The sequence below is a fragment of the Streptomyces sp. R11 genome, assembly GCF_041051905.1.
In the GTDB taxonomy this organism is placed as follows: domain Bacteria; phylum Actinomycetota; class Actinomycetes; order Streptomycetales; family Streptomycetaceae; genus Streptomyces.
Genome location: NZ_CP163432.1, coordinates 4,865,021 through 4,889,129 on the forward strand (window position 1 = coordinate 4,865,021; position 24,109 = coordinate 4,889,129).

A 24,109-nucleotide genomic window follows, 5' to 3' on the forward strand; every position below is an offset into this window, starting at 1 on the left:
TCCTTACAGGGTCGTGTAAAGGGCCTCCGCAGTTCTAAGAGCCCTCAGCACGGCCTGAGGCGTCGGCTCGGTGCGAGCCTCATGCACGTGAATTTCGTACTTCTTGCCGTTGAGAATCCCTTCGGTCTCCTCGTTGTCGAACACCCGCTCACCGCCACCGAAGGCGACCAACTCACGGCCCTTCTCGCCCACCAGGGCGAGCCCTGGAGAAGCGGAAAGAGTGCCCGTTGCGTAACCGGTGTTTCCGGCAAGTACGGACTGCCAGCGGGAGCCATAACGGTTCCTCGCGTAGTTCAGACCCGCATAGATATTGGCGAGTGGGTTAGTGCTCGTCCCGTACGAGAATGGGCCGGTGTTCTTGAACATCCCGGCATACGCCTTGAAGGTAGGTCCAATGACCTGCATAAGGCCGACGCTCGGGTGTCCCGCCTGCCAGTTGCTATCCCACTTGTTGACGATGGTGGGATTGCCTCCTGACTCCATGCCAATCCGGTAGAGGACCGTAGGCAGCGCAGTCCCAGGAAGACCAAGCATCGAAAGCGCCTGAGAAGCAACAGGAGCCCACTTCTGAGCCCCTGAGCCCTTACCAGGCGCCGCAATGCTGGCGCCCATGTCGGGAATCTTGGCGTCAACCTTGGAACCCTTGTCGAAGTCGAACAGGCCCTTAGTGTTCGGCATGGCCTCTTCGGCATTGGCCATGAAGCCGTCAAAGACGCGACCTGCATAGGCAAGCGGAGCGTCCTTGACTTCCTTTACTGTCTCGATCATGCCGATCAGGTTGTTGTACGAGCCCGACAGGATGTCTCCGATATCCCCGAAGACGTTCGTCACCGCATCGACAGGATTAGTGATCGTGTCCCAAATGGCGCTGAGTGAGTCCCCTACACCGGAGTACAGGTTTTCCCATACCTTGCCCAGGGTCTCCAGGCTGAAGACGTGGCCCATGTACCGCTGGCCACGCTCGACAATGTTTCCGCTGCCCTTCCAGACGTCATCCCAGAAGTAATCCCCCAGGATGGGGGACAGGGTTCCGCCGAGAATTCCGGCTGCCTGACCGACCAGAGTTGGGACCTTCTTGAGGACCGTGTAAACGTCCTCGGTCATCCAGTCGTACATGCCCTTGAACTTCTGAGCACCCACGGCACCGCCGATGCCGGCGGAGTGGTCACCCGTCCGCAGAATGCCGCCCTGGACACTTCCGCCCAGCGGGTCAGAGGACCCGTCGAGCTTCATCGTCTTGAGCATTGCAGTGCCAACGGGATAGATGTTCTGAAGCTCGATCAGTTCCTTGATCTGGTCGAGATCGAACTTCCCCCCACCACCGCTACCGCGAGCGTGACGGCTGATCTTTCCTCGGACAGCGAGAGCGTTCCAAGAATTGATCGTGTCCGGGCCGATAGCCTGAGTCACCTCAGGACGAAGAACGGCCTCACCCGGCGAGAGAATCGCCGGAATGTTGTCCACCCACGGGGCATAGCCCGGCATGACGCCGTACATCGAGACATCCGCCTGAGTGGCGATACCTCCACGGGCATTGCCCTTGCCGCCCTTACCCTTACCGCCGGAACCGCCACCAGGAGCCTTCTTCGAGATGTTCCCGAGAGACGTGTCAAGGCCCTCGGCCTGGCCCTTGGCGTCCTTGAGTTCCTTTTCGAGATCCTTGACCTTGTTGGTGATGTCCTTGAGGGAACGGCCGTTGAGCAGACCGATACGACCCGCGAGCGAGCCCGCCCCCGTGCCCTGGCCCACCTTCTTGTAAGCGTCGTCCGCACCATCGGTGAGCTTCTTGAACTCCGCGATGATGTCCGTCAGCCGACGCTTGTTGAGGTTGGCGACACGGCCAGAGGTGGACGACGACATGGCGCCATCACCGATCTGGTCCGCAGCCTTCTTTGCCGCGTCTCGCAGCCCGTTGACCGAGCCAGTGACCCCGTTGACCGTCTTCTTGTCGAGATTCCCAACGCGGGTGTTGTCGGAAGTGATCTCCTTGCCCGCGTCCTGGGCAGCCGTCTTGAGCTGACCGAACTCCGCGGTGACCGCGTTTAGGTTCAGCCCGTCGAGCGTGGTCACGTCGTTCTTGACCGTGCCGAGACGGGAGATCACATCCTGAGCGGCCTTCTCGACCTTCTCAACTTCCTGCCTGAGCTGGTCAAGGCTGGTGGTGTTGGTCTGCTGGGCCTGCTGCTGGAGGGAGTTCACAGCCTGGCCCGCCTGATTGGCGGCCCCCTGCACCGAGCCTGATCCGCCGGCAAGGGCGGCACGGATCTGGCGCATGTTCTCTCGGTCCGTCTCACGCAGCTCGTCACGCAGCTCGTTGGCTGCGTCTCGGGCTTCCCTGATCTGGTCCTCAAGCTCACGGATACGCCGCTGTCCATCAGCCTCACGGGAGTCACGGCCCATGAAGCCGTCCAGGACGCGCCGAGCGTTGGAGCGACTGTCACCGTTGCGGTTGGTCGTCCGCTGCTGCCTGTAGGCGTCACGGCCTGCCTGGCGAACCTCACGGCGCGAACCGCCGTTGTCCCTCGCCTCGTTGCGAGCGTCCCGAGCTGCACGCCGCTGACTGCGGACATCCCGCTGTCCCTCGTACGCGCGGACACCAGCTCGTGTCAGAGCTGCGGCAGGAGCGAAGGCACGGCCTACGAGCCCGACCGCCTTACCGAGGACCTTGGACAGGAGCCCAACAGCCAGGATCAGGGGACCCCACTTGAGCAGGAACTCAGCAATGGGCTTGGCCAGATCGGCCAGCCCGGATTCCTCAATCCAGGTGGCAGCACGGTCAATTGTGCTGATGAAGGTCTCGACGCCATCAAGGAAGAACCCAAGGAAGTCATCGACCTTCGGAGCCCACTTCTTTGCAAGATCCTGGACCTGATCCAGAATCCCGCCCTTACCAGCAATCTGGTTACCAAGCTCCGTGTACTGGTACTGACCGTCCTTGCCCTCTTCGACGAACAGGTTGCCCAGCTCGAAAGAGGCTCGCTCCTTCATCTGCTGAATCCGACCGGTGATGGTCTGACTCGTCATCGTGGCAGCAAAGCCCTTGGAGCCCTCACCGGACTGGGTTCCCTTGTACTTCTCCGGGTTCCAGTAGTTGAGCATCGCGCTCATGATCTGCGAACCGGTGACGCCTCCACCATCCTTGGCAGGCGTACCAATGATCTTCCACATCTCCGTTGAGTTCTTGAACCCGAGGAGCTGAGCAAGCTCAGAGGCAGGCATACCGGAGGCCGCGGCGAGCTGCTTCACGTTCTTCGTGGGCGCTCGGTCCATATCCATGATCATGTCCATCGCGTACATAGCGCGCTGGAATTGCTGAGGGTTGAGGTTACCGGCTCGGGCCATCGAGTCACCGATAGCCATAATCAGGTCAGTGGTCTTCTCCGCAGCCTTGTTGGCCGCACCCGTACGCGTTCCCGCGTTCGTGCTGTACCAGCTCTTGTCAGTGCCAGCGACAGAGCGGATGAGCTTCATCTGATACTCGTGCATGACGTCGATCGAGAACGGCGTGTCAATCGCATAGTTCTGGATCGCTGCCATCTGAGCCGCAGAGACAGAGTTCGAAACACCAGCCGAAGAAAGACCGAGCTGACCGAGAAGACGCTTATCCGCGTTCTCGACACCGATAGCCGTCAGAGCGGCGCCGGCACCAGCCAGCGGAGCGAGGAAGCGAGTGGTCAGAATGTTCGCAGCCTCGTTGATGGACATACCCACCTGGTCAAACCAAGTGCCCATACGGCGCAGAGCAGTTCCAGTCTTCGTGAAGTAAGACTGAGTGGTCGTGTTGGTGGTGTTGATGTCCCGGTTGATATCCCGGATCTGGTCCCGGAGCTGCGTCATGTTCCGCTGATGCGCGGTAATGCCGTCCTGAAGCGCTGCACGCTGAGCGGCAGCCTGCTCCCGCAGCGACGTGACAATGGCAGTGGTCGCAGCACGCTGAGCCTGTATCTGGGCCTGAAGCTGCATCCGCTGATTCGCGGTCTGCCGCTGCATTTCAGCGCGATGCATAGCCGTCTGCTGCTGCATCTGTGCTACCTGAAGGCGCGTGGCCTCGCGCATCTCCGCAATCTGAACACGGTTTGCCTCACGGGCAGCCTGGATACGCAGACGCTCTTGAGTCTGCTCGAACCGGGTCTTCTCACGCTCAATACGGGCGTGTTCCGTCTGAGTCTGCTTGAGAGCCCGGCGACGGTCCTTCTCAAGCCTCTCGGCCGCAGCAAGCCTCTGCTTGGCGGCAGTTTCCTCCAGGCGCACGGTGTCACGAAGAGCGTTCTTCGTTTCCTGGGACGCCTTCTTGAGGGTCTTTGACTTCTTCTGTTCCAGCTCACGGAAGGCACGGAAACGGGCTGCGGCTTCCTCGCCGTACTCCTTGGTGATCTGGCGCTCAATACGCGCAAGATCCTTGGCAGAGTCCTTCTTTGCCTTCTTGGTCTTCTCGTTGGCCTTCTTGGCCTGCTTCTCGACCTCAGCCGGCAGAGTCTCAAGGCCCTTCTTGGCCCCAGCAGAAATGTCCCTCGCGGCCTTCGCTCCGAGCTTTTCCATCTCGGAGGAGACCTTACGGCGAAGCTCCTCCACGTCCTTCTGAAGGACCTTCGGAATGATCTCGATGTAGCCCGTACCGACCTTGATTGGGCCGCGTCCTTCAGCCATGGAACCCCCTAGGCGCTGTTTAGCCGCCCAAAGAAGCTTGTGAGTTCCTGCGCATCGCTGAACTCATGCTGCCGGTCGGGCTGCGGCTCCGGTTCGCCGGGCCGTGGAATCGGTGGAGGAAGCTCAAGGTCTCTCGCGTCGGACTCATCGACGTTGGCCTTGAGGAAGAGGTAGTTCGAAAGCTCAAGCGCGTCAGACATACGCGCGAGCATGTAATCCCGCTCGGGCCACTTGGCGCGTTCGTCCATGGCCATAAGCAGAGTTGAGCGTCCGGGCTTGCTCATCAGAGAGTGGATGAGGACACCGATACGCCGAAGGGAAAGCCGTCCGTGCCAGAGGTCCAGGAGGTCAACACTGAAGAACTCCAAGAGGTCTGCCTCTAGTTCGTCAGGGAACTCCTGAATGACACGGACGACTGCCATCAGTTTCCCGAGTCGTCGTCACGCCCCTGAGCCTCAGACATCTTCTTGGCGAACTCGCCGAAGTCCTCGATGTCCGGGCCAGTCGCGAGGTACGCGGCCCACTGGTCCTCGCCAAGGATGAGCTGAGTAGCAACCAGCTCGTCATCCGTCATCAGAACCTCAAGCGGGAAGTTTCTCGGGTGAGGGAGCCTGAAGGTAAGCCCGCGGTGCTCGAACGTGAAAAAGGTCTTCTTGGCCTCAGCCGCAGCCGCAGCAACCTTCTTGGCACCGTTCTTCTTTGGGCCGGACTTCTTCGCAGTAGACATGGGGGAACTCCTTGGGGTGAGGTAAGAGAGAGGGTGCCGGGGGCGTAACCCCGCCCCGGCTCAGGGGACTTCCTTACGGAAGGATGTCGTCGTTGGTGAGGACGTAACCGAGCTTCCCGGAGGCATCCATGGCCTCAATCGTCAGCTCGAACTTGCCGTTCTCCGTCCGGCTGAGCTGAATTGCTCCACGGTCGGAGATCATCGCTCGTGGAATCACGCACCGGTTCCGGATAGCGCCCTGGTTCCAGTCCACAACCAGAGAGATTTCCTTGAGTTCGGGAGTGGACGAGAGGTCGAGCTTGAAGACACCGGTACCAACAGGGGTCGGGTCGGTGGACATGATCTCAACCCACTCGGCACCCCAGAACAGCTCAGTCACAACCTCGTTGGTTTCCTGGAGAGTTGCCTTCACGCTGAAACTCGCGGACGTGACGTTGTAGAGAACTGGAGTCGCCGACTGCCACGCATTCACGGGCTGCGTCTCGATAGCAGGCGTCAGAGTGACGCCACCCTCATCAACGTAGCCGAGCGCCTTGTAACCGGTAGGGGCAGTGTCAGCCGTACCGAGATCGGCGGGCACAACAAGGGTGCCGCTCGTTGGGGCTACGTAGATGGCACCGTTCGGAGCAAACCGAATCTTCTTTGGATCATTGGCCATAGGGCCTCCTGAGGGCATAAAAAAAGCCCCCAGGAAGGGGGCTGAGAATGTGGGAGTGTCAGACTGCGGTGTAGAAGACCGCTACTTGTCCGCAATACACGTGCTCGCGCGAGGAGTCGTCTGGGTCGTACTTCGGAGAATCGATCTCCTCGACGTCCAGGACGAGAGCACCACCAACCGCAGTGTCCGGAAGATCCTCTAGAAACTTCTCTCGGACGAGAAGCGCGAGATCGACGGATTCCTTACGGTCCATCGAGTAAGCGGCGTACTCCACGTCAATCCGGTCCATGGCGTCCCGCACAACGCGGAATCCGCCCATGTGCTCAAGGTAAACGGCGGTCTCACCGGTGACATGGTTGTTGAGGTCACCCAGCACCGATCCATCAGGGATGTCCGGGATGGATTCCAGATAGGTGACCAGGAACTCTATGGGGTCAATCCTCATTCCACCCTCATTTTCAGAAGGGCGCCCTTGAGGTACCTACGGCCCTTGATCCTTCGACCGCGAGGGCTGGTGAACCCCCGCTCTTGCAACATCGCGTGACGAACCTGAGGGTCGTCCTCAATCACGACGTTGCCGAACCATCCGTCATGGTCGAGCCGCACATACGCCTCGATGTTCTTCTTGATGGCATTCCAAGGAAGCGCCTTATGACCGCGCCTCGGGGCGTCAGTGATGGCTCTGTGCAGGAGTTCGCCAGTGCGCTTGGCTACCAGCTCCTTCACGTCAGGAAGGGCCAGGGCCTCGCGCTGCCAGTTCCGGTGAAGCACGAGCCGGGTACGGGCGCTCTTGGGCTCGGTCATTTCAGAGCCCTCCAGATGGAGAGCTTCAGGTGCCGGCGGGAGGTGTAGCCCCACCGCTCAGGCTCCCCGTCGACCTCGTACATGTGGCCGTTGAGGCTTACCCGGTCTCCAGAGGAGACGAGAGCGGAGTAGGGGAGGAACGCGGTAAGCCGTTCCTGAGACTGGTCACGTGCGGGGGAGTACGACTCATACGCCTTGTCCGGCTGGACACTGGCGAGCCCTTCCCAGACCTTCACGGCCTGGTCCCAGTCGGGGCGGGAGGTGTACGCGTTCTTGAGTGTGGGAGCCCGCCAGACCTCAACAGGGTCAGTCGTGGAGTACAACAGGCCCCCTTAGGTCGAGGACGGGGCCCTCTCTGCGAAGCGTCAGGCTGGCAACACCACGGCGCCACCGCCCTTGGCGGAGGCTCGTCCTGGTGGCTGTTGAGAGCGTCTGCGCCGAGCTGGCGCCTGCGAACGTCACCTCGACTTCGCCGACCCGCTCACTCTCGACACCAGGGGAGAGAGCAAGCCAGCGGATCACCTCGGAACAGGCGATGGCTCGGAGCGAGGCGGGTACGGCCTCGTAGCCCCAAGAGGCTGTGAGGGTCACCGCGGATTCGCCCCAGTCAGCCTCACGGGTCAGATGACGGCCGTTGAAGGTGTAGTCAGTGACCGCCTGGCCGTTCTGCAGGACGCCGGCAACGGTGAGGAAGGTCTGATACCGGGCGGGGATGTAGAGGACACAGCCACCCTCCGGATAGAGGGTGATGCTCTGGCCGCTCCGCCTGTCCATGTCCCGACCGCAGTAGTCCTCAATGAGGCCCGTAACGTCCGCCAGGAAGGCCGCTACACGGTCTGTTTCATCTGGGACGATGGGCCGCCCAATACGGGCGGCCACATCGTCAACGGAAGCCAGAGGCAACAGAGGCCCCCTTACGCCGCGTTGTGGGTCGAGATCAGCGTCTCGACGTTCTGAGCCACAACGAGCTGCTCAGGGCGGATCACCTTCGCGTCGTAGATGACGCGGCTCTTGATGGCGTTGGTGAACTTGGCCTCTGGCTGGTATGCCTGCATCTCAGCGAACGGGACGATGAGCGACACGGCCGCAGTCGAGCCCATGAACATGTCCACCGAAGAGAAGTCGGTGTGACGGTTCTTGACCAGCTTCTCAGTGGAACGGGTGTGAGAGCCAAGCGTGTTGGCGACACGAACCGGGACACCGAGAATCTGACCGATGACGCCGGAAGGCATCACCGCGCCACCACCGAAGTGCGAGGCGTCGATGAACTTCGGGTCACGCAGAAGAGCAGAACGCAGCTTCGGGCTGATGAAGAGGAAACGATCCTGCGGAGCGCCCTTGATGTCGAGCTTTTCGAGCATCGACACGACGAAGTCATAGACGCTGATGTCGACACCAGCGACGAAGTCACCGTCAACGATGGCGTCAATCTTGCCGTGCAAGGCAGGCAGGCCGGAAACGGTCGCGTTGCGGTCCTCAGTGCCGTTCAGGTCCTTGCTCGCGACAGCGGCAAGGAGGGTCTTGGCAATAAGGCTGTCCAGCGTGTTCGCCAGAGTCCGGGCACGCTGCTTGATGAGGTTGCTCATCAGGTCGATACCCGACTTGGTCTGAAGCTGGTGCAGGTTGTCAAGCTCCAGGTGGAAGCTCGAACCCTTCGCAACGGTCATCTTGATGTACTCAAGCTGAGCCCGGTCAGCAGTACCGATCGAGCCGTACGACTTGACAATTCCCTTGTCAGTCACGGTGTCAACGAAGTGAGGGATGCGAACAACGTCGCCCTCACGCCGGAACTCGCCCTCATACTGGCGATTGACGATCTCCGGGGAACCGAGAACAAGATTGTCGTCCAGATCCTCAAGGAGCTGGGCAACCCAAATCTCGGGGATGAAATGGCCCCCTGCGGCCTGGAGCTGGCCGGCACCGGTGTTGTTACCGGTCTGAGTGGTAAAGGTCATGCGTTACCTCATTTTTCAGAGGTCCCCCCTCATAAGCGCGTCGAGCTTGCCCGCCTTACGGGCAGCAGCAATGTCCTGGGGAGACATACGGGAAAGGGCGTCACGGCCGAGTTGACCGGCGGCATAACCCCCGGAATCGCCCTGACGGCCAAGGCCAATCCCCTGGGCAAAATCAGGGGCCTTGGACGGCTGCGGAAGGGACGACACAAACGTCTGAATGGCAGCGGAGTCCGGAGACCCGTCAGCGCCAATGAAGCGCTGGACATTCAGGAACTCGGCAGGCGGCAAATTCACACCAGCGGTGGCGGCCTGAACACGAAGTTCGGCCTCAACGAGGCGAGAGCCGACTTCTGAAAGGGCCGCATTTCGCGCCTCTTCCCGGGCCTTCTCAAGCGCCTTCTCGGCGTCCGTCATGGACGCTTCCTTGAGCTGGGAAAGCTCAGTGCGGGCGTCGTTGTAGTTCTTCTCGTTCTGGCGAGAAAGGGCCCTCCACCGCTCCACGTCTGCCTGAAGCTGCTCCACAGAGGGAGTGACAGGCGGAGTCGGAGGAGTGGCAGGGGGCTGCTGCTGGTCGTTCTGCTGCTGCGTGGTGTCGTCCATGGGAGCCTTCCATTTCGGTGGCATCAAAAAAGGCCCCCATTTCGGGAGCCGTCCTTTGGTGAATACGGTCTACGCCGCCTTGCGGGCCGCGTTACCTGAGTTGCCCTGTGGAGCCTTGTGGGCTGCCTTCTCGGCAGCCTGCTGGCCGTTAGGCTGTTCCGGCTGCGGGGCCGGGTACTTCTTCGCCAATTCCATTGCGTCCTTGGCATCTTGCTCCCGCATCGAGCGGAAGCGCTCAATCTGCTGCGGGGTGTATCCCGCATCAAGAAGGAGCTGGTCTCTCGGAACGCCGAGCATCTGAGCCTTGAGCAAGGCATCCATGTGTTGCGCTTCAGTGCGGTTCTCAGGATCACGCCAGATAACCTCAGCCCCGTGGGCATCGGATCTCTTGTCACCCATAACCCGGAAGGCCAGGCGCATTACGCGCTCCCAAGCCTCACCGAAGTGCAACATGCGCTCTCGCGCCTTTGCGATCAGTCCAGCCTCAGCAGAGGTAATGGACTCACCAGACGGGGCCGTACCGCCATTCAGAAGGAAGTAATGGAATGGGATACGGCTGATACTCGCCATATGCTGAACGAGCATGTTCGTGAGATTCACATAATTCTTGAGGTCCGCGGCCTCGAATTGCCCAAACTTCACGTCAGGCGACTCGGCCTGAAGGAGCTTGTCAACGGCAACCCGGTACGGCTCGACAGGACGGCCCTGGTCGTCCTCCTGGATCTCCAGACCCGTCACATAGCGCTGCGGCCAAGCCGCGTACTCGCTCGCCACCAGGGCGTCAGCCACGGTCTTGTTGATGGCGTCCTGGAGGGGGATGACCACAGCAAGGTCAGAGAGGTACGGGCCCGTCAGACGGGACCGGTTGGGGATCGGGATGACGGGAGGCTCACCGAGCGGGTTCGGGGCGGCCTTGTAGTCGCCCCACTGCCCGGTCATGCCCGAGCCCGTATAGACGTGGCCGTTCCACCAGAGAGTGACGAACTCCCTGCCCCAATCGTCGGTGTAAAACTTCGCTGCGGCCTCGATGTCCCAGCGGCTACCGGGCTTGTGCTGGACCACGACGTTCTCAGCGCTCTCGACGCTGATAGTGGGCTCGCCGGCACTGTCCGCCCACACGATCGCGTACGAGACTCCGTGAACCATCGAGTCCAGGTGAGCCGCGTTTGACTCGGCGTCCAGGTGGTTGCGCTGCCAGATTTCCCGAGCGTCCTTGTCTCCGCCGGGCTCGTCAGTCATCTGGAAGCCGTCGATGAACATGCGCTCGTTGACGGAATCCACGATGAGACCGCAGAAGTTATCGGACCAGCGCTCAAAGACCCGACCGAACTCACTCTGAAACTTGGCCTGAGCGAACACCATCTTCTGATGCTTGCCGTCGTAGTACTCCGAGCAGAACCGCAGATATGTGCGGCGCCTGAGTAGCTTTGCGTGTAGCCAATCCACCCACCCCGATGGGGTGTTGGGTGGGGACCCAACTTCAATATCGGCCAATGGCTACCACCCCACTACTCTGGACCTCCGGATCTGCATACGGCCATCAGCGATGGCGTCAGCTCTCGCCTCCAGGGCGAGCACGGCGCATACGGCAAGGTCGATTTTCCTTTTGGATCGGGGAGAGTCCTTCGTGATGAGGAGCCCCTGAGGTACTTCACGGGTCACGGCGTTCAGCACATGGCGTGTAAGCCTGTGGTCCCCGTCATGCTTCAAGTCGCCGACCATGGCGGCAGTTCTGAAACGCTCGACCGCCTGAACCATGCGGGTTGGCTTGTTCGTCCAGAACTCAAAAACGTAGTCTTCGCCGTGCTCGATAGCCCAACGGCCGATGTTCTCTTGCCAGTAAGGCGGGTCAGCGTAGAACCATTCGACGCGATAGCGTCGGAACGTTTCTGCAACTGCGGCCTCTACCGAGAGAACGTCAACTTCCCAGTCATCAGTAGCGTGTTCGGGACGCTCCCAGACACCGAGGACGAACAACTTCGCATCGCGCAACCGGACTCCGACAAGGCCCGTAGCGTCACCGCGGATCGAGCCGTCGAACCCAACGGCTATTTGATCGCCTGACTTGATCGGGTCGTCCTCGTCAAGGCACGTGTCCCACTCGCTCTTACTCATCCAGCCGTCTGAAGACTCAGCGATCTGGTTGAAGAAGAAGCGGCAATAGGTGCTGTCCGGCGTCGTACGGTCGTAGAGGATGGTTCGGGTCAGGCCGTCGATGTCGGCCCATGACGCGTCCCCGTACGCCTCCTTGAGGGCCGCTCGTACTCGCTCGGCATCTCGGATGTCCTCAAGGGCAATCGAGCCTTCTAGGCAGTCGTAGAGCCAATAGCCCTGTGCGACCATCTCACTCTCGTGGATGATCTGGGCAACGCTGTCCTCGTTGGGGTTGTACGCGTTCGTCGTCGAGACCCACCGAGAACCGGCTTTGGTGGTCTTCTCGATATTTCGCTTCAAGGTCTGGAAGAAGTCCGGGCCCCCGTTCGACCCCACCCAGTGATGGCATTCGTCCATCAAGCAAAACGATGGTCGATTTCCCTCGTTGGTGCGGCCGGCAGTGGCCTTCGGCTTGATGGAGCCGGGCTTGCCAGACTTGAATTGCACGACCATCTTGCCGATGTCCAGGCCGTAAATCGCTTCGGCTGGAGACTCCGAAAGCATGCCTCGGATCATGTCCATTGTCTGCTCTGTCTGGTCCAGCGCAGTGGCGCCAACTTGGACGACAGGCAGAGGGACAGGCTTACCAACCGGCAGCCCGAAGGCATCCCAGTGGGAGAATCGACATGGGCCTAGGAACTCGACAATGGCGAGGGCCGCCAAGAGAGGCGTCTTCCCCCAGCCCTTAGCGCGGCGAAGAGTGGCCGCGCTGTACTTCCAAGTTCCATCCGGGTTGATGGCGTAGAACCACAACACAAAGCGGAGTTGTTCAGGCGTGAACTGCCAAGGCTCACCGGCCCTGTCTCCATCAGGCTGAACAATGAACTTCTGAGCCCATCGGATGATGCCGTAACCAAGCGTCTCGTTAGGCTTTGGGACCCCTGCGGGCAGATTGCCTGTCTGCAAGGATCACCGCCTATCTAGGAGCCGTTCAGCAGCTTGTAAAGCTCCTCATCCATATCCATCTCTTCGGGCGCCTCAGGGGCAGCCGCGGGCTCGCCCTCACCGGGCTTCTGAAAGGTCATTCGGAGTCGAGCGCGGTCCTCGACCGTCGCGCCCCATTTGGCAACCCGCTGCCGGATCTCCCCGGCTAGCTTCAGGTCACCGAGAAAGAGACCGTCGACCAACTTCGTCGTCAGCTCCAGCTCAGCCCAGTCGGTCTCTGTCCAAGCTGCTGTCTGAGGGGCAGTGCTCCACGTCTTCCAAAACCGCTTGGCTCCGGGGGTCGTGATGCCGAGTCCCTTCGGCAGCTCGCGGCCGGGCTGGGCCTCCGCCGGCAACGTCTGTGCGTGCTCGTGGTGGTTGCGCCGCTGAGCGTTCTCCTTGGGGGCTGGTCCTCGTGTCATGGAAGCCGCACCCCCGAGAGGTCGACGTCCACCAGGTCCGCCAGGTCCTCAAGCTCAAAGAGCGCGTCCTGACGCCAACCCCGCTTGCGCTGGGCCCTGTTGGGCACATCAGCGGCCCTCATCCGAGGGCCCTCGGGCTCGTCCTGGCCCTCGTACATTGCTGCATCACTTCCCTGAGGTAACAACAACAAAGGCCCCTCCTCGGGGGCCTGGTGGTGGTCTAGTCGGCAGGTCTCGAACCTGCGGCCTCCGCATCCCAAATGCGGCGCTCTGCCTACTGAGCTACGACCAGATGGGGACTCGGGCCCGTTACGGCTACGGGTGCCATGCTCCAAGTCCCTTGCTGAGCCGGTTGGATTCGAACCAACATCCCCCGGTTTTGGAGACCGGTGCTCTTCCGATTGAGCTACGTCCCATTGCGAGAGAGCCGCCCTCTGGCGGCCGAGGAGTGCATGCCCCGCTTGCGTCCCTCGCTCCGTGAATCTGGTTGGACTCGAACCAACGGCCAGAGGATTAAGAGTCCTCCGCTCTACCAACTGAGCTACAGATCCAGAGTGGCGAGAACCGGGCTCGAACCGGCGACCTCCGGGTTATGAGCCCGGCGCGCTACCAACTGCGCTATCCCGCTACGGCTGACATGGCTGGACTCGAACCAGCAACCCGAGCATTAACAGTGCCCTGCTCTGCCATTGAGCTACACGTCATTGCGGCACGGAAACCACCCCGTACCTTGCATGTCCCCGCTGAGACTCTTACACGGCCTAGCCGCTGGTCCCGGACCTCACATGCTTCCCAGCTCCAAGCGCTTCCTACCGGATTCGAACCGGCAGCCATCCGCTCGACAGGCGGGCGCTCTGACCGTTGAGCTAAGGAAGCATTAGGCGCGTTACGGGATTCGAACCCGCGTCGCCTCCCGGAAAGGGAGGAGTTCTAGGCCTCTGAACTAAACGCGCGTCTCCTCCGTCCCCTGATCAGGGGGAGTTTCAGAGACAGGGGAGCTACCCCACTTCTTACTTGTTGACCATCCCGGATTTGAACCAGGGACCCCCGCCTTATCAGGGCGGTGCTCTTACCGGACTGAGCTAATGGCCAAAGAGCAGGTGCACGCCACCTAAGTCGTGCTTTAAGCCCTCAGGAAAGGACGCCTGTCTTTCCCGTGTTACGCGGCACGGGCACCTCGTCGGCCCTGGTGGACTTGAACCACCGCGCCCGGGATTTCACTCCGGTGCTCTCCCGTGACTGAGCTAAGGGCCGATGGTCCCGACTGGACGGGACCTTTCCCCCGCTCAACGGGGGCACTACTTCTCTCGCCGCTCCTGCTGCGTCTTGGCAGAGTGGCAGGCACGACAGAGGGTCTGTGCGTTGTCCAGCGTCCACGTCCCGCCCTTGGCGATTGGAAGGATGTGGTCGACCTCCAGGGACTCACGCTTACCGCAGCGGACACAGGCGAAGCCGTCGCGAGCGAGAGCCCGCGGCCTGACTCGGCGGTCCCACTGCCGGCGCGCAGTGTCCCGGAGCTGGTTCCTGGCGCTGGTCCTGGACCAGGGCCTCTCAGCAGGCGCGTGGGTGACGCATCTGCCGTTCCGTGCGCTGCGTTGGGTACAGCCGATCACAAGGCAGATGGAGGCAGCTCTAGGCATGACCACCCCCTCTATTCGATTAAGTGTTCGAACAGCTTCGGACACGTTGGCGCTGCTTATGCCAACAGGCTTGGTGGGTGGCCCCGGCGGCTTCTAGTCTGGCGCCGGGGCCACCTGCCCCGACTGGCTCTCTACCTGGGCTGACCACCAGCAGGGAGACTCAACAGAGGGGGAAGAACTTCACTGGACTGGAAGTAAACGGATCATCTCAGTCCGGTAAAAGCAACAGTGTTTCGTTACTCCAAGTAATTGTCTGAGTACCAAAGCAACTGCATCCGTTGTCTTTAACTCTCACTAAGTATGTACGTGTCCTGTTCGCTCCTGTGGGACACGTTAGGTGACACCTGAGACCTAGATCACATAGACCTCAAAAGCCGGTGTAGACCAGCTCGTTGGCCCGGTAACATGCTGTACGCTCCCGCGCCCCAACCCGCTGGAGGTTGCTGAAAGTTGAATCACCGTTCCGCCTGATCGAATGGAAAACTGAGAGATGAGACCAAGCAAGCTTCCGAGTGATGCTGAGCTTCTGAAGAAGGAAGCTGCCGGTCTTTCTCATGCTGAAATCGCCGCAGAATTCGGCGTTACTCGGCAGGCGGTTACGAAGCGGTTCAACCTCATGGATAGGTATGCGCGTCAGGAGTACCGGGACGTCGCCAAGGTTCTCCCGTGGGATCTGGCCTCACTTCCGGCCAAGGACGTAATCCATAACGATGAGTCGTTCATGGGGCTTCGAGCCTTCGTCCGTCAGCGCATGGGCGCAGAGGTCTCCGTGAGGTCACAGCTCGCCCTTCGCACGTTCCTGAATCACCTCAACGCCGGAGAGGTTCTAACGTTGGACCCTGTCCAAGGTGTCCAGTGGGTGAAGCGGGACCCCCAGAGAGATGGGCCACTTGCCATTCGTTGGCCCGAGGGTGAGCCCTGGGACGATCGGACGGACCTCTTCCGCTTCCTCCCAGCGTAGGGGCAGGTTACGGCCGAGTAACGACCTCGCGCGCACATGTGGCCCGAGCAGGTATGACCTGCGCGGGCCTTCTTTGGTTGCATTGCGTTCACAGAGGCCGCGAGTGATCCAGGCCACATCAATTTTCACATTTGCTTCACGCGTTCACAGGCGTACGCTCATGGTCACGGACGGTCGTTCGTACGAGCGTTCGAGGAACTTGAGGGGCACGGGTAGGTAAGGGGGGCGTGGTACTCGTGATCTTGGGGGGAGTGGCTAGCAAGTGGGAGACGCGCGAGGGGCTGTGGGACGCGATCGTTGAGGCTCGGGTCGTTCAGAGGGTGGAGATCTACCGATCGGACGCCCTGAGGATCGCCCGAGTAGTCACAGACACGGTTGGGACGTACTTCGTCGTCACCGAGTCGGATGTGATGTACGACGAGGACGTATCGGCCCTTCTGGGCGTCAGCTTTGAACTGAGGTCGCCTTGGCGAAATCGGGTTGTGGAAACGGACTCCTACGATCACCCTCACAGGTGGTTCCCGTTCTCCACTAAATTCTGGGTGCACGTGGTGCATCCTGCATTGCAACCCGATTGGACGGCCTATGAGCGACCGTTTTTCTGTGCTGGCCAACATGCCTCGATCGGTCAGCCAAGCCGAACAGTACGAAAAGTGTCCGCAGCAGTACGCGCTACAGCGGCTTAGGAAGGTAACGCCTCGTCCGGCGGCGTGGTCTCATCAGGGAACGGCATTTCATGCCGCGATTGAGACGTACGAGGAGGGCGGACGACGGCTCACCGCGGATCAGGTCGCAGACCTGTTCCACGAGGACTACACGCGGCTCGTCAACAAGAGCCTCAAGGAAGAGCCGAACTTGGACCGGTGGATGACCGCCGGCACCGATGGTCAGTCGGACATTGAGGCCCGGTACGTCCTGGGGATGGATCAGACGCGGGCTTACGTTAGGTGGGCCGAGGAGCACAAGCCTTCCATCTGGAAGGACCAGGTGACGGGCAAGCCCGGCATCGAAAGGCACTTGACGGCTGACATCGGTGGTGTCACTGTCCAGGGCTACGTGGACCAGCTCCTAGACCGGCCTGACGGCTCGGTCCGGGTGCGGGACCTCAAGACGGGCTCGACCAAGAGCAAGTTTCAGCTCCAGACGTATGGCGTCCTGGTGCGCAAGGTGCTGGGGGTGAAAGTCAATGACGCGGACTGGTACATGGCCCGGACAGGCGGCCTCTCTCGGCCTGTCGACCTTACGAGCGTCACTGAGGCCGACGTAGCAGACCGATTCTCGAAGGTGGACCAGGGTGTGAAGGCGGGGAATTTCCCCGCCAAGCCCGGTTTTCACTGCCGCTTCTGCGATGTCTCTCACGCGTGTTCGGCTAGACGTGGGTGAAAACATCGTTGCTCGGTGAGTGCCCCTGGCATATGCTGTAAACGGCAGGACGCGCCCCATCCGGGGCCTTTTTAAGGCTTAGTTAGTTGCCTCCCGGGTGTGGGCGCTAGGACGGAAGGAAGGTGAGCCATTGTTCTCCCTTGCTCAATCGGTAAGGATTCGGGGGGCCGCTGGTGAGCCGATCCCGCATACGTTCAAGTCGCTCAAACGGCTGGAGGTCGAGTTCCGACGCTCGGAGCTGTCTCTAGTCGTTGCCGGCCCAGGCACGGGTAAAAGTCTCTTCGCCCTGTTCTTGGCGATGACGGCCAACGTGCCTGTCCTGTACTTCTCTGCTGACTCAAGCTCTGCAACCCAGGTCTCAAGGGCCACTGCGATGATTACCGGGGAAGATTCAAAAGCCGTCAAGCATGCCTTGACGGAAGGCGACTTCTCCGAGTATGAAGCGGCCCTAGGTAAGCGGTGGTGGACACGATTCAACTTCTCTGCTCGGCCTACCCAGCAGGAAATTGAGATTCACCTTCTGTGCTATCTGGAGGTATACGGATGTACGCCTCATCTTCTCGTGGTGGACAACGTGACCAACGTGGACACCGGAGTTGTGGGAGATGCGGAGAGTTTTACGTTCGGCTTGGAGGGCCTGTGCGAATACTTGGACGACATGGCGCGGGCGACGGCCGCTCATGTGCTCGGTCTCCACCATGTGACAGGCGAGCACTCAGACGGACTCAAGCCCATTCCGCTGAGCGGAGTGAAGGGTAAGGTCCACCGCGTCCCTTCGCTTATCCTCACCATCCACAAAGAGGTTGACGGAATGAACAGCCGCATCCTTCATGTGAGTCCGGTGAAGAACAGAGAGGGGTTCGAAGATTCGTCTGGGGGAACCTTCGCGAGCTTCCGGCTTAACCGCGCAAACCTGCGGTTGGAGGAGCTTGACGAGGAGCTTCCGGACTCTTTTTCTGCTTAGTAAGTTGCCTCCCGGGTACGAAAGGCGTAGCTTGAAAATGGAAAGCGTGGCAGCAGTTCAGAACATCCGCGGGGGCTTCAAGGCTGAGCGAGAGTTCGGCTTTGCTCTTGAAGGTCGATTCCCCGGACTGGATCTGTCGGGGGTGGACACGGAAGGCGTCGCAATGGTCGTTGAGATAGGCGACCCGAGGCGGCTGAACCTGCACCAGCTTTCCAGGGTCCTCGTGGGGGCCGCCAAGGGCGGGGTGAAGACGGCAGTCATCAACTTCCGCGCGAAGGGGATGGTCACGGCGGTACCGCTGTTCAACCTCTTCGCCATGGTGGACGAGAGTGCCCGGCTCAAGGAAATGCGCAAGCTGGAGAAGGCCATCAGGACGGGGGTCTAATGGCCGAACCCCGCAAGGGATATCGGGAGTGCACGAAGTGCGGGAAGAACAGATCTGAGAGGTTCTACACCTCCTCTCGGGGGAAGGTCTGTTCTTCCTGTCGAAAGAGCAGTCGTCGGCAGGCATCGCGTAACGCGAGGATTCAAACTACCTACGGGTTGTCTGCCGAGGACTACAAGCGCCTCTTGGAGGCGCAAGGGGGAAAATGCGCGATCTGTAGAGAGACGCGCAAGACCAATCTGGCCGTGGACCACTGTCACAAGACAGAGGCGGTTCGCGGCCTTCTTTGTGCCCGCTGCAATGGCCAACTCCTAGCACGAGGGGCACGGGACAGGCCAGACGTATTGCGGCGAGCCGCCGAATACCTAGAGGACTACCCGGCTTGGAAAGTCCTCGGACCTCGCTACACCTACGACAAGAGGAATGACAATGGCTGAGGCCAAGCGCACGACCGTTGAGAAGACCGTCACCGAGACGAAGAAGGTGCCGGCGGTCACGCTGACACTGACCACCGAGGAGGCCGAGGCCCTTCACGCCCTGGTGGGCAACATCACCGGTGACAGCGTCCATTCGCCGCGTAAGCACACTGACGGCATCTACTACGCGCTCAAGCGGGCTGGCATCGACACCCTCGGGAAGCCGATCCTCAAGCAGCTTTCCGGCGGTACGCGCTGGCTGAACGAGCCCAAGTCGTCGTACCCGTCTTACTCCTCCGCCATCCGCTTCTGACGCTCAGGAGTCCACGTGAGCGACATGAGCATGGGTTCTGACCCGTCGTACTCGCGACAGTGGCGCGGCAATTACCACATGTGGCAGGCCGCGGCCCGGAAGTACGACTTCCCGGTTACGCGCTACAAGGTGGGTCCGAATGGTGAGCGACAGCTCATCGAAACCACCCATCGCTGAAGTTCTAACCCACTACTACGGGTTTTCTACGGAGGCAACGAGGGGGCGAGTGAAAATCGCTTGCCCCCTCCCTTCGCATCCGGACTCTAATCCTTCAGCGTCGGTGGATCTCGATAAGAACCGATGGAACTGCTTTGCATGCAACCTATCGGAAGACTCATACGCCGTAATCATGAGGGAGGAGAAAGTTGGCTTCACTGAAGCCAAAGAACACGCACGTAGCCAATTCGGTGGAGACAGCGAAGCGCTACCACGAGAGCTACCGAGGGAGCCCGGCCGAGGAGTACGTAACGGCTCGCGGCCTCACAGAGGTAGCGGGCAGGTTCGGTCTGGGCTACGTCGCTTCGGCTCTACCTGGTCATGAGCGGTACGCGGGATACCTCTGCATCCCGTACATCCGCCCCGCTGGGGGCGAACACGGAGTAGCAACCTGCCGCTTCCGGTGCATCGCTGACGAGTGCGTGAAGGACCCCACAGACGGCCTGTACTTCTTCCAGAAGGGCGAGAAGGAACGGCACGAGGGGCACGGCAAGTACAAGAGCCTGCCTGGCGATCCCCCGAGGCTCTACAACACCTCAGCCCTGATCGAGCCCAGCCCGGTCCTGGTGGTGGTTGAAGGGGAGTTCGACACCCAGTCATGGACGCTCGCCGGCATCCCTGCCGTTGGCGCCCCGGGCACGGGGACATGGCGCGACTACTGGACGCCTGCACTGTTCGGTTACGAGGTGGTCTACCTCATTGCCGAGGACGAGCCCGGCTTGGTCTTCATGGACCAGCTAGCGGCCGATCTGCCGAACGGCAAGGTCATCAAAATGACCGATTCCCGGGACTCCAACTCAGTCCTTACCAACTTCGGGCCCGAGGCCCTAACGAAACGGATCGGCCTGTGACTTGGACCGCTGATGACAAGGTCATCGTTGAGAAAGGGGAGCACGCTGGGAAGCGCGGACGCGTGGTCAGCGTGAACTCTGGTGGGCTGTACCCGAATTACGTCAAGGTATACGGCTCAGTCGTTCGCTACGTCTGGTATCGGGACAACGAACTCAAGCCGGTTGCCAAGGAAGCGCCCGCCAAGGTGGGCGACGTGATCAACCATCCCGGTCATTACACGTGGCTCCCGAACGGCCTTGAGGTAATCGACCTCACCGAGCACATGAACTTCAACCGCGGTAACGCGGTCAAGTACCTCGCGCGGGCTGGACGGAAGTCCAAGGCAACCGAGTTGGAAGACCTCAAGAAGGCCCGTTGGTACATCCAGCGGGAAATCTCTCGACTGGAGAAGGCATGAAACGGGTCGCTATCGCTGCCGGGGCCGCTCTTGCGGCCCTTTCTCTTTCCGCATGCAGCTCGGCAACGGAAGCGTGGAACGACGCTCCCGTGTCCTACAAGGACGACGGCCCGGCAGTCATTCACTCCATGCCGGACGGCTTCGCCAACTTCGCGAGCAAGTGTGATGGCTTCGGCCATCGCGTCTTCACCACCAGGGGAGGCGGCAAGGCCGGAAAGGCAATTGCCGTCGTAGCAGATCCGAAGTGCTACAAGAACGGCAGCAGTCGGTGACTGCAACGGGGGGAACCATTTGAAGCGTGTAGTTGTCATATCTGACCTTCAAGTCCCGTACCACGACCCAAAGGCCCTCAACAACCTGATCGGCTTTATCGGGGACTACCAGCCCGACGAGCTGTTTCAGATCGGGGACCTCAACGACTATGAAACGCCCTCGCGTTGGAATGAGGGCACGAGGTACGAATACAGGCAGCAGGTCAAGAGCGATTCGGAAGTGACGAAGCGCAGGGTCCTGGAGCCGATCCGGGCAGTCTATGACGGGCCCTTCGGAATCCTGGAAGGGAATCACGACCTTCGGCCGCGAACGTACCTCAGCGCCAAGGCGCCAGCCCTAGCCGAGTACGCCGACGACTTCCACTTTTCCAAGCTCCTGGATTTCGACGCCTTCGGTATCGACCTCACTCCGCCCTTCCATAAGGTTGGGCCGGACACAGGACTCATCCACGGCCATGAGATCAAGGGCCTGTCAAGCATCGCGGGTACGACCGCCTACGGCCACGCGAGCAAGGCAACCATGAATCTGGTCATGGGCCACACTCACCGCCTGGGCGTCCGCCGGCACGGCCCATCGCATCTGGGGGGAATGCGTTGGGGCTTTGAGGTTGGACACCTGATGGACCCGCGAAAGGCTCAATACCTGGGCCCTGGTGCTGTGGCCAACTGGCAATCGGGCTTCGGCATTCTCTACGTCGGAGACCACGACGTATCCCCCTACCCCGTAGACATTCGCCGAGACGGCTCATTTGTCGTGGAAGGCGAACGGTACGGAAAGATCGTTCGAGGCGCCGGGGGGCGCTTTGCGAGGAAGGGGGACACCGCGTGACTGAGATTGACTGGGCGCACGTGGCGGATATCGCTGACAAGACGGCTCGATCCATTGCTTCCGCGTGGAGTGTGGTGGAGAAGGACGACGTGAAGCAGGCCATTCTTCTTCACGCGTACGAGCGTCGGACGCTCATCGAGAAGAACTACACAGACACCTTTCTGTGGCAGTTCGCCAAGAAGGCAGGAACGCAGTACGCCTCAAAGGAACGCGACGCGCGAGACGTTGAGGACGGGAAGTACTACTACACCCCCGACGAAGCGAAGTTGGCCCTTGCCACCTTCGTGTACTCGGACGAGGAGATTGGACAGATGCTCGGCCGTGAGGACGACCTTCTTTCCTGCCGCATCACAGACAATCTCGTCTCCGCTCGACTCGATGCTTCATTGGCGCTCAACAGGCTGCCCGCGAAGCAGCGCGAAGTACTGATGCGGCGCTACGTCTACGGAATGCCTCCGAAGGACGACACAGAGCGCAAGGCAAGCAACCGCGGGCTCGATGCGCTCGCCCGTCAGATGAACCGTGACCTACGAAAGGTGACTGCATGACTGCATTTCCAACCGAGACCGCGAGGACGGTCTATGAGCGTACGTACTCCCGCGTGAAGCCCAACGGCCAGCAGGAGACATGGGGGGAGACCGTTGAGCGAGTCGTGGACGGCAACCTTGCCCTTGTCCCCGAGCGCTACACGGAGAAGGGCGAACGGGCCGCACTGCTCGACCTGATCAGCTCCTTCAAGGTGTTGCCGGCGGGGCGGCACCTCAAGAGTTCCGGCGTCGCAGACTTCGCCCTGAACAACTGTTGGGCGGCTGGCTGGGACGCGGAGCGTCCTGAGGAACACTTCACGTTCGCGCTCCTCCGCCTGGCGGAAGGCGGGGGTGTGGGTGCCAACTACTCATCGAGGTACTTCGAGGGCTTCCCCGAGCTGGTCATCCCGGTAGAGGTTCACATCGTCTGCGACCCTGACCATGCGGACTTCCTTGACCTCGTTGAGGCCGGACTGATCAGCACGGAGTACAGCCACGAGTGGGCTGGGGCCTACCAGGTCCAGGACAGCCGTGAGGGCTGGGCTGAGGCCCTGGGGGACCTCGTACGGACGGCACACGATCCCAAGACGCGTCACGCAGCTCGGGTCTACGACGTGAGCCGCGTACGAGCCAAGGGGACGCCTCTCAAAGCGTTCGGCGGTACGGCCAGCGGGCCTCAGCCCTTCGGCCAGATGCTCAAGGCCGTGGGCCAGGTGCTCAAGGACGGCCACGGGCGGCAGCTCCACGGCATCGACGCCATGCAGATTGATCACGAAATCGCTCAGTGCATCGTCTCTGGGGGTGTGCGTCGATCGGCCCGCATGTCGATCATGCATTGGCGTGACCCGCTCATCTGGACCTTCCTGCGCATCAAGGCAGAGGGCGGCCACTGGACGACGAATGTATCGGTCGAGATTGACGACGACTTCATACGTCTTCTCGGCAAGATGTCATCTCCGTCCATGCCAATCCTCCGGGAGATCGCAGCCGGAATGCTCCGGAACGGCGAGCCCGGCATCTGGAACTCAACTCTGACGGCTGAGGGGGAGGTTGACGGGACCTACACCACAAATCCCTGTGGTGAGGCGACATTGACCCCCTGGGAGCCCTGCAATCTTGGCTCCGTCAACCTCGGTGCCTTTGTGGACGAGAACGGGGAGATAGACGATGAGGGGCTACGGAAGGCTCACAGGTACCTCACTCGGTATCTGATCAGAGCTACTTTCGCCACGGTTGCTGATCCGAGGTCGGCCGAAGCCATCGCCAAGTACCGACGTATCGGTGTGGGCCATCTCGGGTTTGCTGACTTCCTGGTGAAGATCGGGGTGAAGTACTCCGAGGCTTCCAGAAAGGGGGTGGACTTTGAGCTTGACATCATGGCTCAGACGGTCACGCTCGCGGCTCGGGAGTACGCCAACGAACTACGGATTCCCGTACCGATCAAGACTCGGGTGATCGCGCCTACGGGTACGACGAGCAAGCTCGCCGGCACCAGTGGCGAGGCCGTTCACGCACCGTTCGCCGGGTACTTCAAGCGCCGTATCCGCTTCTCTGACCTTGAGCCTTCCGAGAAGGCCCAGGTCGAGGAGTACCGGCGCAAGGGATACCACGTGGAGGCGGACAAGTATGCGGCCAACACCTCTGTTGTCACCATCCCGACGAAGGACCCGCTTGTTGAGGTCGGCGGCGAGAACTTCCAGCATGCAGGAGACCTAACCCTTCGGGACATGCTGTCGGTTCAGGCCCTCTATCAGGAGCATTGGGCGGATCAGGCTGTCTCCTACACGGTGAACGTCGACCCCAACGCCTATTCGGTTGACGATCTCATTGACGCTCTGGTGCCCTTCCTCCCGAGGCTAAAGGGAACCACGGTGTTCCCGGAGCTGTCCTTTGAGCAGCCGCCATACGAGCGGATCACCAAGGAAGAGTACGAGGAGCTTGCGGCAGCCGTAGGCATTGAGACCGCGGATACCTCCTACGACGAAATCTGTGCATCTGGCGCCTGCCCGATCTAGGGCCTTTTTCTTTGCCCGGTTAGTTGCCTCCCGGGCGACTCGTACGCA

At 60.8% G+C, this 24,109-nt stretch carries 27 protein-coding genes, 9 tRNA genes and 1 pseudogene; 14 read left to right on the forward strand and 23 right to left on the reverse strand.

Translation table 11 applies throughout. The features are described from left to right. Positions 1-3: 3 nt before the first annotated feature. The 23 genes from AB5J55_RS22445 to AB5J55_RS22555 all read right to left on the reverse strand — a co-directional run bounded on the left by AB5J55_RS22445 (position 4) and on the right by AB5J55_RS22555 (position 14,531). Complete coding sequence (locus AB5J55_RS22445) at positions 4-4,647, reverse strand: transglycosylase SLT domain-containing protein (protein ID WP_369272388.1); 4,644 nt, start codon at positions 4,645-4,647, stop codon at positions 4-6. Between the two features lie 8 nt (positions 4,648-4,655). After that, complete coding sequence (locus tag AB5J55_RS22450) at positions 4,656-5,069, reverse strand: hypothetical protein (RefSeq protein ID WP_369272389.1); 414 nt, start codon at positions 5,067-5,069, stop codon at positions 4,656-4,658. Further along, positions 5,069-5,374 (reverse strand): hypothetical protein, encoded by a 306-nt coding sequence (locus AB5J55_RS22455; protein WP_369272390.1) that lies wholly within the window; start codon positions 5,372-5,374, stop codon positions 5,069-5,071. The genes AB5J55_RS22450 and AB5J55_RS22455 overlap by 1 nt, the downstream gene beginning before the upstream one ends. Positions 5,375-5,447: 73 nt before the next feature. Further along, complete coding sequence (locus AB5J55_RS22460) at positions 5,448-6,032, reverse strand: hypothetical protein (RefSeq protein ID WP_369272391.1); 585 nt, start codon at positions 6,030-6,032, stop codon at positions 5,448-5,450. Between the two features lie 58 nt (positions 6,033-6,090). Further along, the gene (locus tag AB5J55_RS22465; protein WP_369272392.1) at positions 6,091-6,477 is read right to left on the reverse strand and encodes a hypothetical protein; all 387 of its coding nucleotides are present in this window, start codon (positions 6,475-6,477) and stop codon (positions 6,091-6,093) included. Further along, positions 6,474-6,836: a hypothetical protein gene (locus AB5J55_RS22470; RefSeq protein ID WP_369272393.1), complete on the reverse strand. Its 363-nt coding sequence runs from the start codon at positions 6,834-6,836 to the stop codon at positions 6,474-6,476. Before AB5J55_RS22470 ends, AB5J55_RS22465 begins: the two co-directional genes overlap by 4 nt. Then, entirely contained in the window at positions 6,833-7,159 is a 327-nt protein-coding gene (locus tag AB5J55_RS22475) for a hypothetical protein (protein ID WP_369272394.1), read from the reverse strand. Before AB5J55_RS22475 ends, AB5J55_RS22470 begins: the two co-directional genes overlap by 4 nt. Continuing rightward, positions 7,143-7,715 (reverse strand): phage gp6-like head-tail connector protein, encoded by a 573-nt coding sequence (locus tag AB5J55_RS22480; protein ID WP_369272395.1) that lies wholly within the window; start codon positions 7,713-7,715, stop codon positions 7,143-7,145. Before AB5J55_RS22480 ends, AB5J55_RS22475 begins: the two co-directional genes overlap by 17 nt. A gap of 35 nt (positions 7,716-7,750) precedes the next feature. After that, a complete protein-coding gene (locus tag AB5J55_RS22485) occupies positions 7,751-8,791 on the reverse strand; it encodes a hypothetical protein (RefSeq protein WP_369272396.1) in 1,041 nt (346 codons plus the stop codon). 15 nt (positions 8,792-8,806) lie between these two features. Beyond that, the gene (locus AB5J55_RS22490; protein ID WP_369272397.1) at positions 8,807-9,391 is read right to left on the reverse strand and encodes a hypothetical protein; all 585 of its coding nucleotides are present in this window, start codon (positions 9,389-9,391) and stop codon (positions 8,807-8,809) included. A gap of 69 nt (positions 9,392-9,460) precedes the next feature. Then, complete coding sequence (locus AB5J55_RS22495) at positions 9,461-10,885, reverse strand: phage portal protein (protein ID WP_369272398.1); 1,425 nt, start codon at positions 10,883-10,885, stop codon at positions 9,461-9,463. 3 nt (positions 10,886-10,888) lie between these two features. Then, positions 10,889-12,451 carry a hypothetical protein gene (locus AB5J55_RS22500; RefSeq protein ID WP_369272399.1) on the reverse strand — a complete coding sequence of 521 codons (1,563 nt, stop codon included), beginning with the start codon at positions 12,449-12,451 and terminating at the stop codon, positions 10,889-10,891. A 14-nt stretch (positions 12,452-12,465) separates the two neighbouring features. Further along, complete coding sequence (locus AB5J55_RS22505) at positions 12,466-12,891, reverse strand: hypothetical protein (RefSeq protein WP_369272400.1); 426 nt, start codon at positions 12,889-12,891, stop codon at positions 12,466-12,468. Positions 12,892-13,107: 216 nt separating this feature from the next. Then, positions 13,108-13,183 (reverse strand) — tRNA-Pro (locus AB5J55_RS22510). Between the two features lie 51 nt (positions 13,184-13,234). Next, a tRNA-Trp gene (locus AB5J55_RS22515) sits at positions 13,235-13,307 on the reverse strand. A 62-nt stretch (positions 13,308-13,369) separates the two neighbouring features. After that, a tRNA-Lys gene (locus tag AB5J55_RS22520) sits at positions 13,370-13,442 on the reverse strand. Positions 13,443-13,446: 4 nt separating this feature from the next. Then, positions 13,447-13,519 (reverse strand) — tRNA-Met (locus tag AB5J55_RS22525). Positions 13,520-13,523: 4 nt separating this feature from the next. Beyond that, positions 13,524-13,595: transfer RNA gene (locus AB5J55_RS22530), tRNA-Asn, on the reverse strand. Between the two features lie 99 nt (positions 13,596-13,694). Further along, a tRNA-Asp gene (locus AB5J55_RS22535) sits at positions 13,695-13,767 on the reverse strand. Positions 13,768-13,771: 4 nt separating this feature from the next. Continuing rightward, a tRNA-Glu gene (locus AB5J55_RS22540) sits at positions 13,772-13,844 on the reverse strand. A 64-nt stretch (positions 13,845-13,908) separates the two neighbouring features. Beyond that, a tRNA-Ile gene (locus tag AB5J55_RS22545) sits at positions 13,909-13,983 on the reverse strand. An 88-nt stretch (positions 13,984-14,071) separates the two neighbouring features. Next, positions 14,072-14,145: transfer RNA gene (locus AB5J55_RS22550), tRNA-Phe, on the reverse strand. 44 nt (positions 14,146-14,189) lie between these two features. Beyond that, positions 14,190-14,531 (reverse strand): HNH endonuclease, encoded by a 342-nt coding sequence (locus AB5J55_RS22555; RefSeq protein WP_369272401.1) that lies wholly within the window; start codon positions 14,529-14,531, stop codon positions 14,190-14,192. 490 nt (positions 14,532-15,021) lie between these two features. Here AB5J55_RS22555 and AB5J55_RS22560 point away from each other — a divergent pair, with 490 nt between their 5' ends. From AB5J55_RS22560 to nrdJ, 14 genes and pseudogenes are all read left to right on the forward strand, one after another. Next, entirely contained in the window at positions 15,022-15,492 is a 471-nt protein-coding gene (locus tag AB5J55_RS22560; protein ID WP_369272402.1) for a hypothetical protein, read from the forward strand. Positions 15,493-16,077: 585 nt separating this feature from the next. Beyond that, positions 16,078-16,875 (forward strand): RecB family exonuclease, encoded by a 798-nt coding sequence (locus AB5J55_RS22565; protein WP_369272403.1) that lies wholly within the window; start codon positions 16,078-16,080, stop codon positions 16,873-16,875. Positions 16,876-17,005: 130 nt separating this feature from the next. Then, entirely contained in the window at positions 17,006-17,839 is an 834-nt protein-coding gene (locus tag AB5J55_RS22570; protein WP_369272404.1) for an AAA family ATPase, read from the forward strand. A gap of 46 nt (positions 17,840-17,885) precedes the next feature. Next, on the forward strand, positions 17,886-18,224 hold the full coding sequence (locus tag AB5J55_RS22575; protein ID WP_369272405.1) for a hypothetical protein: 339 nt from the start codon (positions 17,886-17,888) through the stop codon (positions 18,222-18,224). Further along, positions 18,224-18,661 carry an endonuclease VII domain-containing protein gene (locus AB5J55_RS22580; RefSeq protein ID WP_369272406.1) on the forward strand — a complete coding sequence of 146 codons (438 nt, stop codon included), beginning with the start codon at positions 18,224-18,226 and terminating at the stop codon, positions 18,659-18,661. The genes AB5J55_RS22575 and AB5J55_RS22580 overlap by 1 nt, the downstream gene beginning before the upstream one ends. Further along, complete coding sequence (locus AB5J55_RS22585; protein WP_369272407.1) at positions 18,654-18,953, forward strand: hypothetical protein; 300 nt, start codon at positions 18,654-18,656, stop codon at positions 18,951-18,953. Before AB5J55_RS22580 ends, AB5J55_RS22585 begins: the two co-directional genes overlap by 8 nt. A gap of 15 nt (positions 18,954-18,968) precedes the next feature. Further along, positions 18,969-19,130 carry a hypothetical protein gene (locus tag AB5J55_RS22590; protein ID WP_369276493.1) on the forward strand — a complete coding sequence of 54 codons (162 nt, stop codon included), beginning with the start codon at positions 18,969-18,971 and terminating at the stop codon, positions 19,128-19,130. After that, positions 19,093-19,302 (forward strand): annotated as a pseudogene (locus AB5J55_RS22595) (hypothetical protein); the annotation flags it as partial. The gene AB5J55_RS22590 and the pseudogene AB5J55_RS22595, both read left to right, overlap by 38 nt. Before the next feature lie 16 nt (positions 19,303-19,318). Further along, a complete protein-coding gene (locus AB5J55_RS22600; protein ID WP_369272408.1) occupies positions 19,319-20,020 on the forward strand; it encodes a topoisomerase in 702 nt (233 codons plus the stop codon). After that, the gene (locus tag AB5J55_RS22605; RefSeq protein ID WP_369272409.1) at positions 20,017-20,418 is read left to right on the forward strand and encodes a DUF3310 domain-containing protein; all 402 of its coding nucleotides are present in this window, start codon (positions 20,017-20,019) and stop codon (positions 20,416-20,418) included. The genes AB5J55_RS22600 and AB5J55_RS22605 overlap by 4 nt, the downstream gene beginning before the upstream one ends. After that, a complete protein-coding gene (locus AB5J55_RS22610; RefSeq protein ID WP_369272410.1) occupies positions 20,415-20,690 on the forward strand; it encodes a hypothetical protein in 276 nt (91 codons plus the stop codon). The genes AB5J55_RS22605 and AB5J55_RS22610 overlap by 4 nt, the downstream gene beginning before the upstream one ends. 19 nt (positions 20,691-20,709) lie before the next feature. Continuing rightward, positions 20,710-21,519, forward strand: coding sequence for a metallophosphoesterase (locus AB5J55_RS22615; RefSeq protein WP_369272411.1), 810 nt, complete (start codon positions 20,710-20,712; stop codon positions 21,517-21,519). Further along, positions 21,516-22,067 (forward strand): hypothetical protein, encoded by a 552-nt coding sequence (locus AB5J55_RS22620; protein ID WP_369272412.1) that lies wholly within the window; start codon positions 21,516-21,518, stop codon positions 22,065-22,067. Before AB5J55_RS22615 ends, AB5J55_RS22620 begins: the two co-directional genes overlap by 4 nt. Continuing rightward, positions 22,064-24,061 (forward strand): ribonucleoside-triphosphate reductase, adenosylcobalamin-dependent, encoded by a 1,998-nt coding sequence (nrdJ, locus tag AB5J55_RS22625; protein ID WP_369272413.1) that lies wholly within the window; start codon positions 22,064-22,066, stop codon positions 24,059-24,061. Before AB5J55_RS22620 ends, nrdJ begins: the two co-directional genes overlap by 4 nt. The last annotated feature ends 48 nt before the right edge of the window (positions 24,062-24,109 follow it).

Coding starts and splice junctions, on each gene's coding strand:
- AB5J55_RS22585 (WP_369272407.1), top strand. CDS start 18,654: ATGGCTGAGGCCAAGCGCACGACCGTTGAGAAGACCGTCACCGAGACG.
- nrdJ (WP_369272413.1), top strand. CDS start 22,064: ATGACTGCATTTCCAACCGAGACCGCGAGGACGGTCTATGAGCGTACG.
- AB5J55_RS22445 (WP_369272388.1), bottom strand. CDS start 4,647: ATGGCTGAAGGACGCGGCCCAATCAAGGTCGGTACGGGCTACATCGAG.
- AB5J55_RS22555 (WP_369272401.1), bottom strand. CDS start 14,531: ATGCCTAGAGCTGCCTCCATCTGCCTTGTGATCGGCTGTACCCAACGC.
- AB5J55_RS22450 (WP_369272389.1), bottom strand. CDS start 5,069: ATGGCAGTCGTCCGTGTCATTCAGGAGTTCCCTGACGAACTAGAGGCA.
- AB5J55_RS22465 (WP_369272392.1), bottom strand. CDS start 6,477: ATGAGGATTGACCCCATAGAGTTCCTGGTCACCTATCTGGAATCCATC.
- AB5J55_RS22490 (WP_369272397.1), bottom strand. CDS start 9,391: ATGGACGACACCACGCAGCAGCAGAACGACCAGCAGCAGCCCCCTGCC.
- AB5J55_RS22485 (WP_369272396.1), bottom strand. CDS start 8,791: ATGACCTTTACCACTCAGACCGGTAACAACACCGGTGCCGGCCAGCTC.
- AB5J55_RS22565 (WP_369272403.1), top strand. CDS start 16,078: ATGAGCGACCGTTTTTCTGTGCTGGCCAACATGCCTCGATCGGTCAGC.
- AB5J55_RS22470 (WP_369272393.1), bottom strand. CDS start 6,836: ATGACCGAGCCCAAGAGCGCCCGTACCCGGCTCGTGCTTCACCGGAAC.
- AB5J55_RS22580 (WP_369272406.1), top strand. CDS start 18,224: ATGGCCGAACCCCGCAAGGGATATCGGGAGTGCACGAAGTGCGGGAAG.
- AB5J55_RS22505 (WP_369272400.1), bottom strand. CDS start 12,891: ATGACACGAGGACCAGCCCCCAAGGAGAACGCTCAGCGGCGCAACCAC.
- AB5J55_RS22560 (WP_369272402.1), top strand. CDS start 15,022: ATGAGACCAAGCAAGCTTCCGAGTGATGCTGAGCTTCTGAAGAAGGAA.
- AB5J55_RS22460 (WP_369272391.1), bottom strand. CDS start 6,032: ATGGCCAATGATCCAAAGAAGATTCGGTTTGCTCCGAACGGTGCCATC.
- AB5J55_RS22455 (WP_369272390.1), bottom strand. CDS start 5,374: ATGTCTACTGCGAAGAAGTCCGGCCCAAAGAAGAACGGTGCCAAGAAG.
- AB5J55_RS22610 (WP_369272410.1), top strand. CDS start 20,415: ATGAAACGGGTCGCTATCGCTGCCGGGGCCGCTCTTGCGGCCCTTTCT.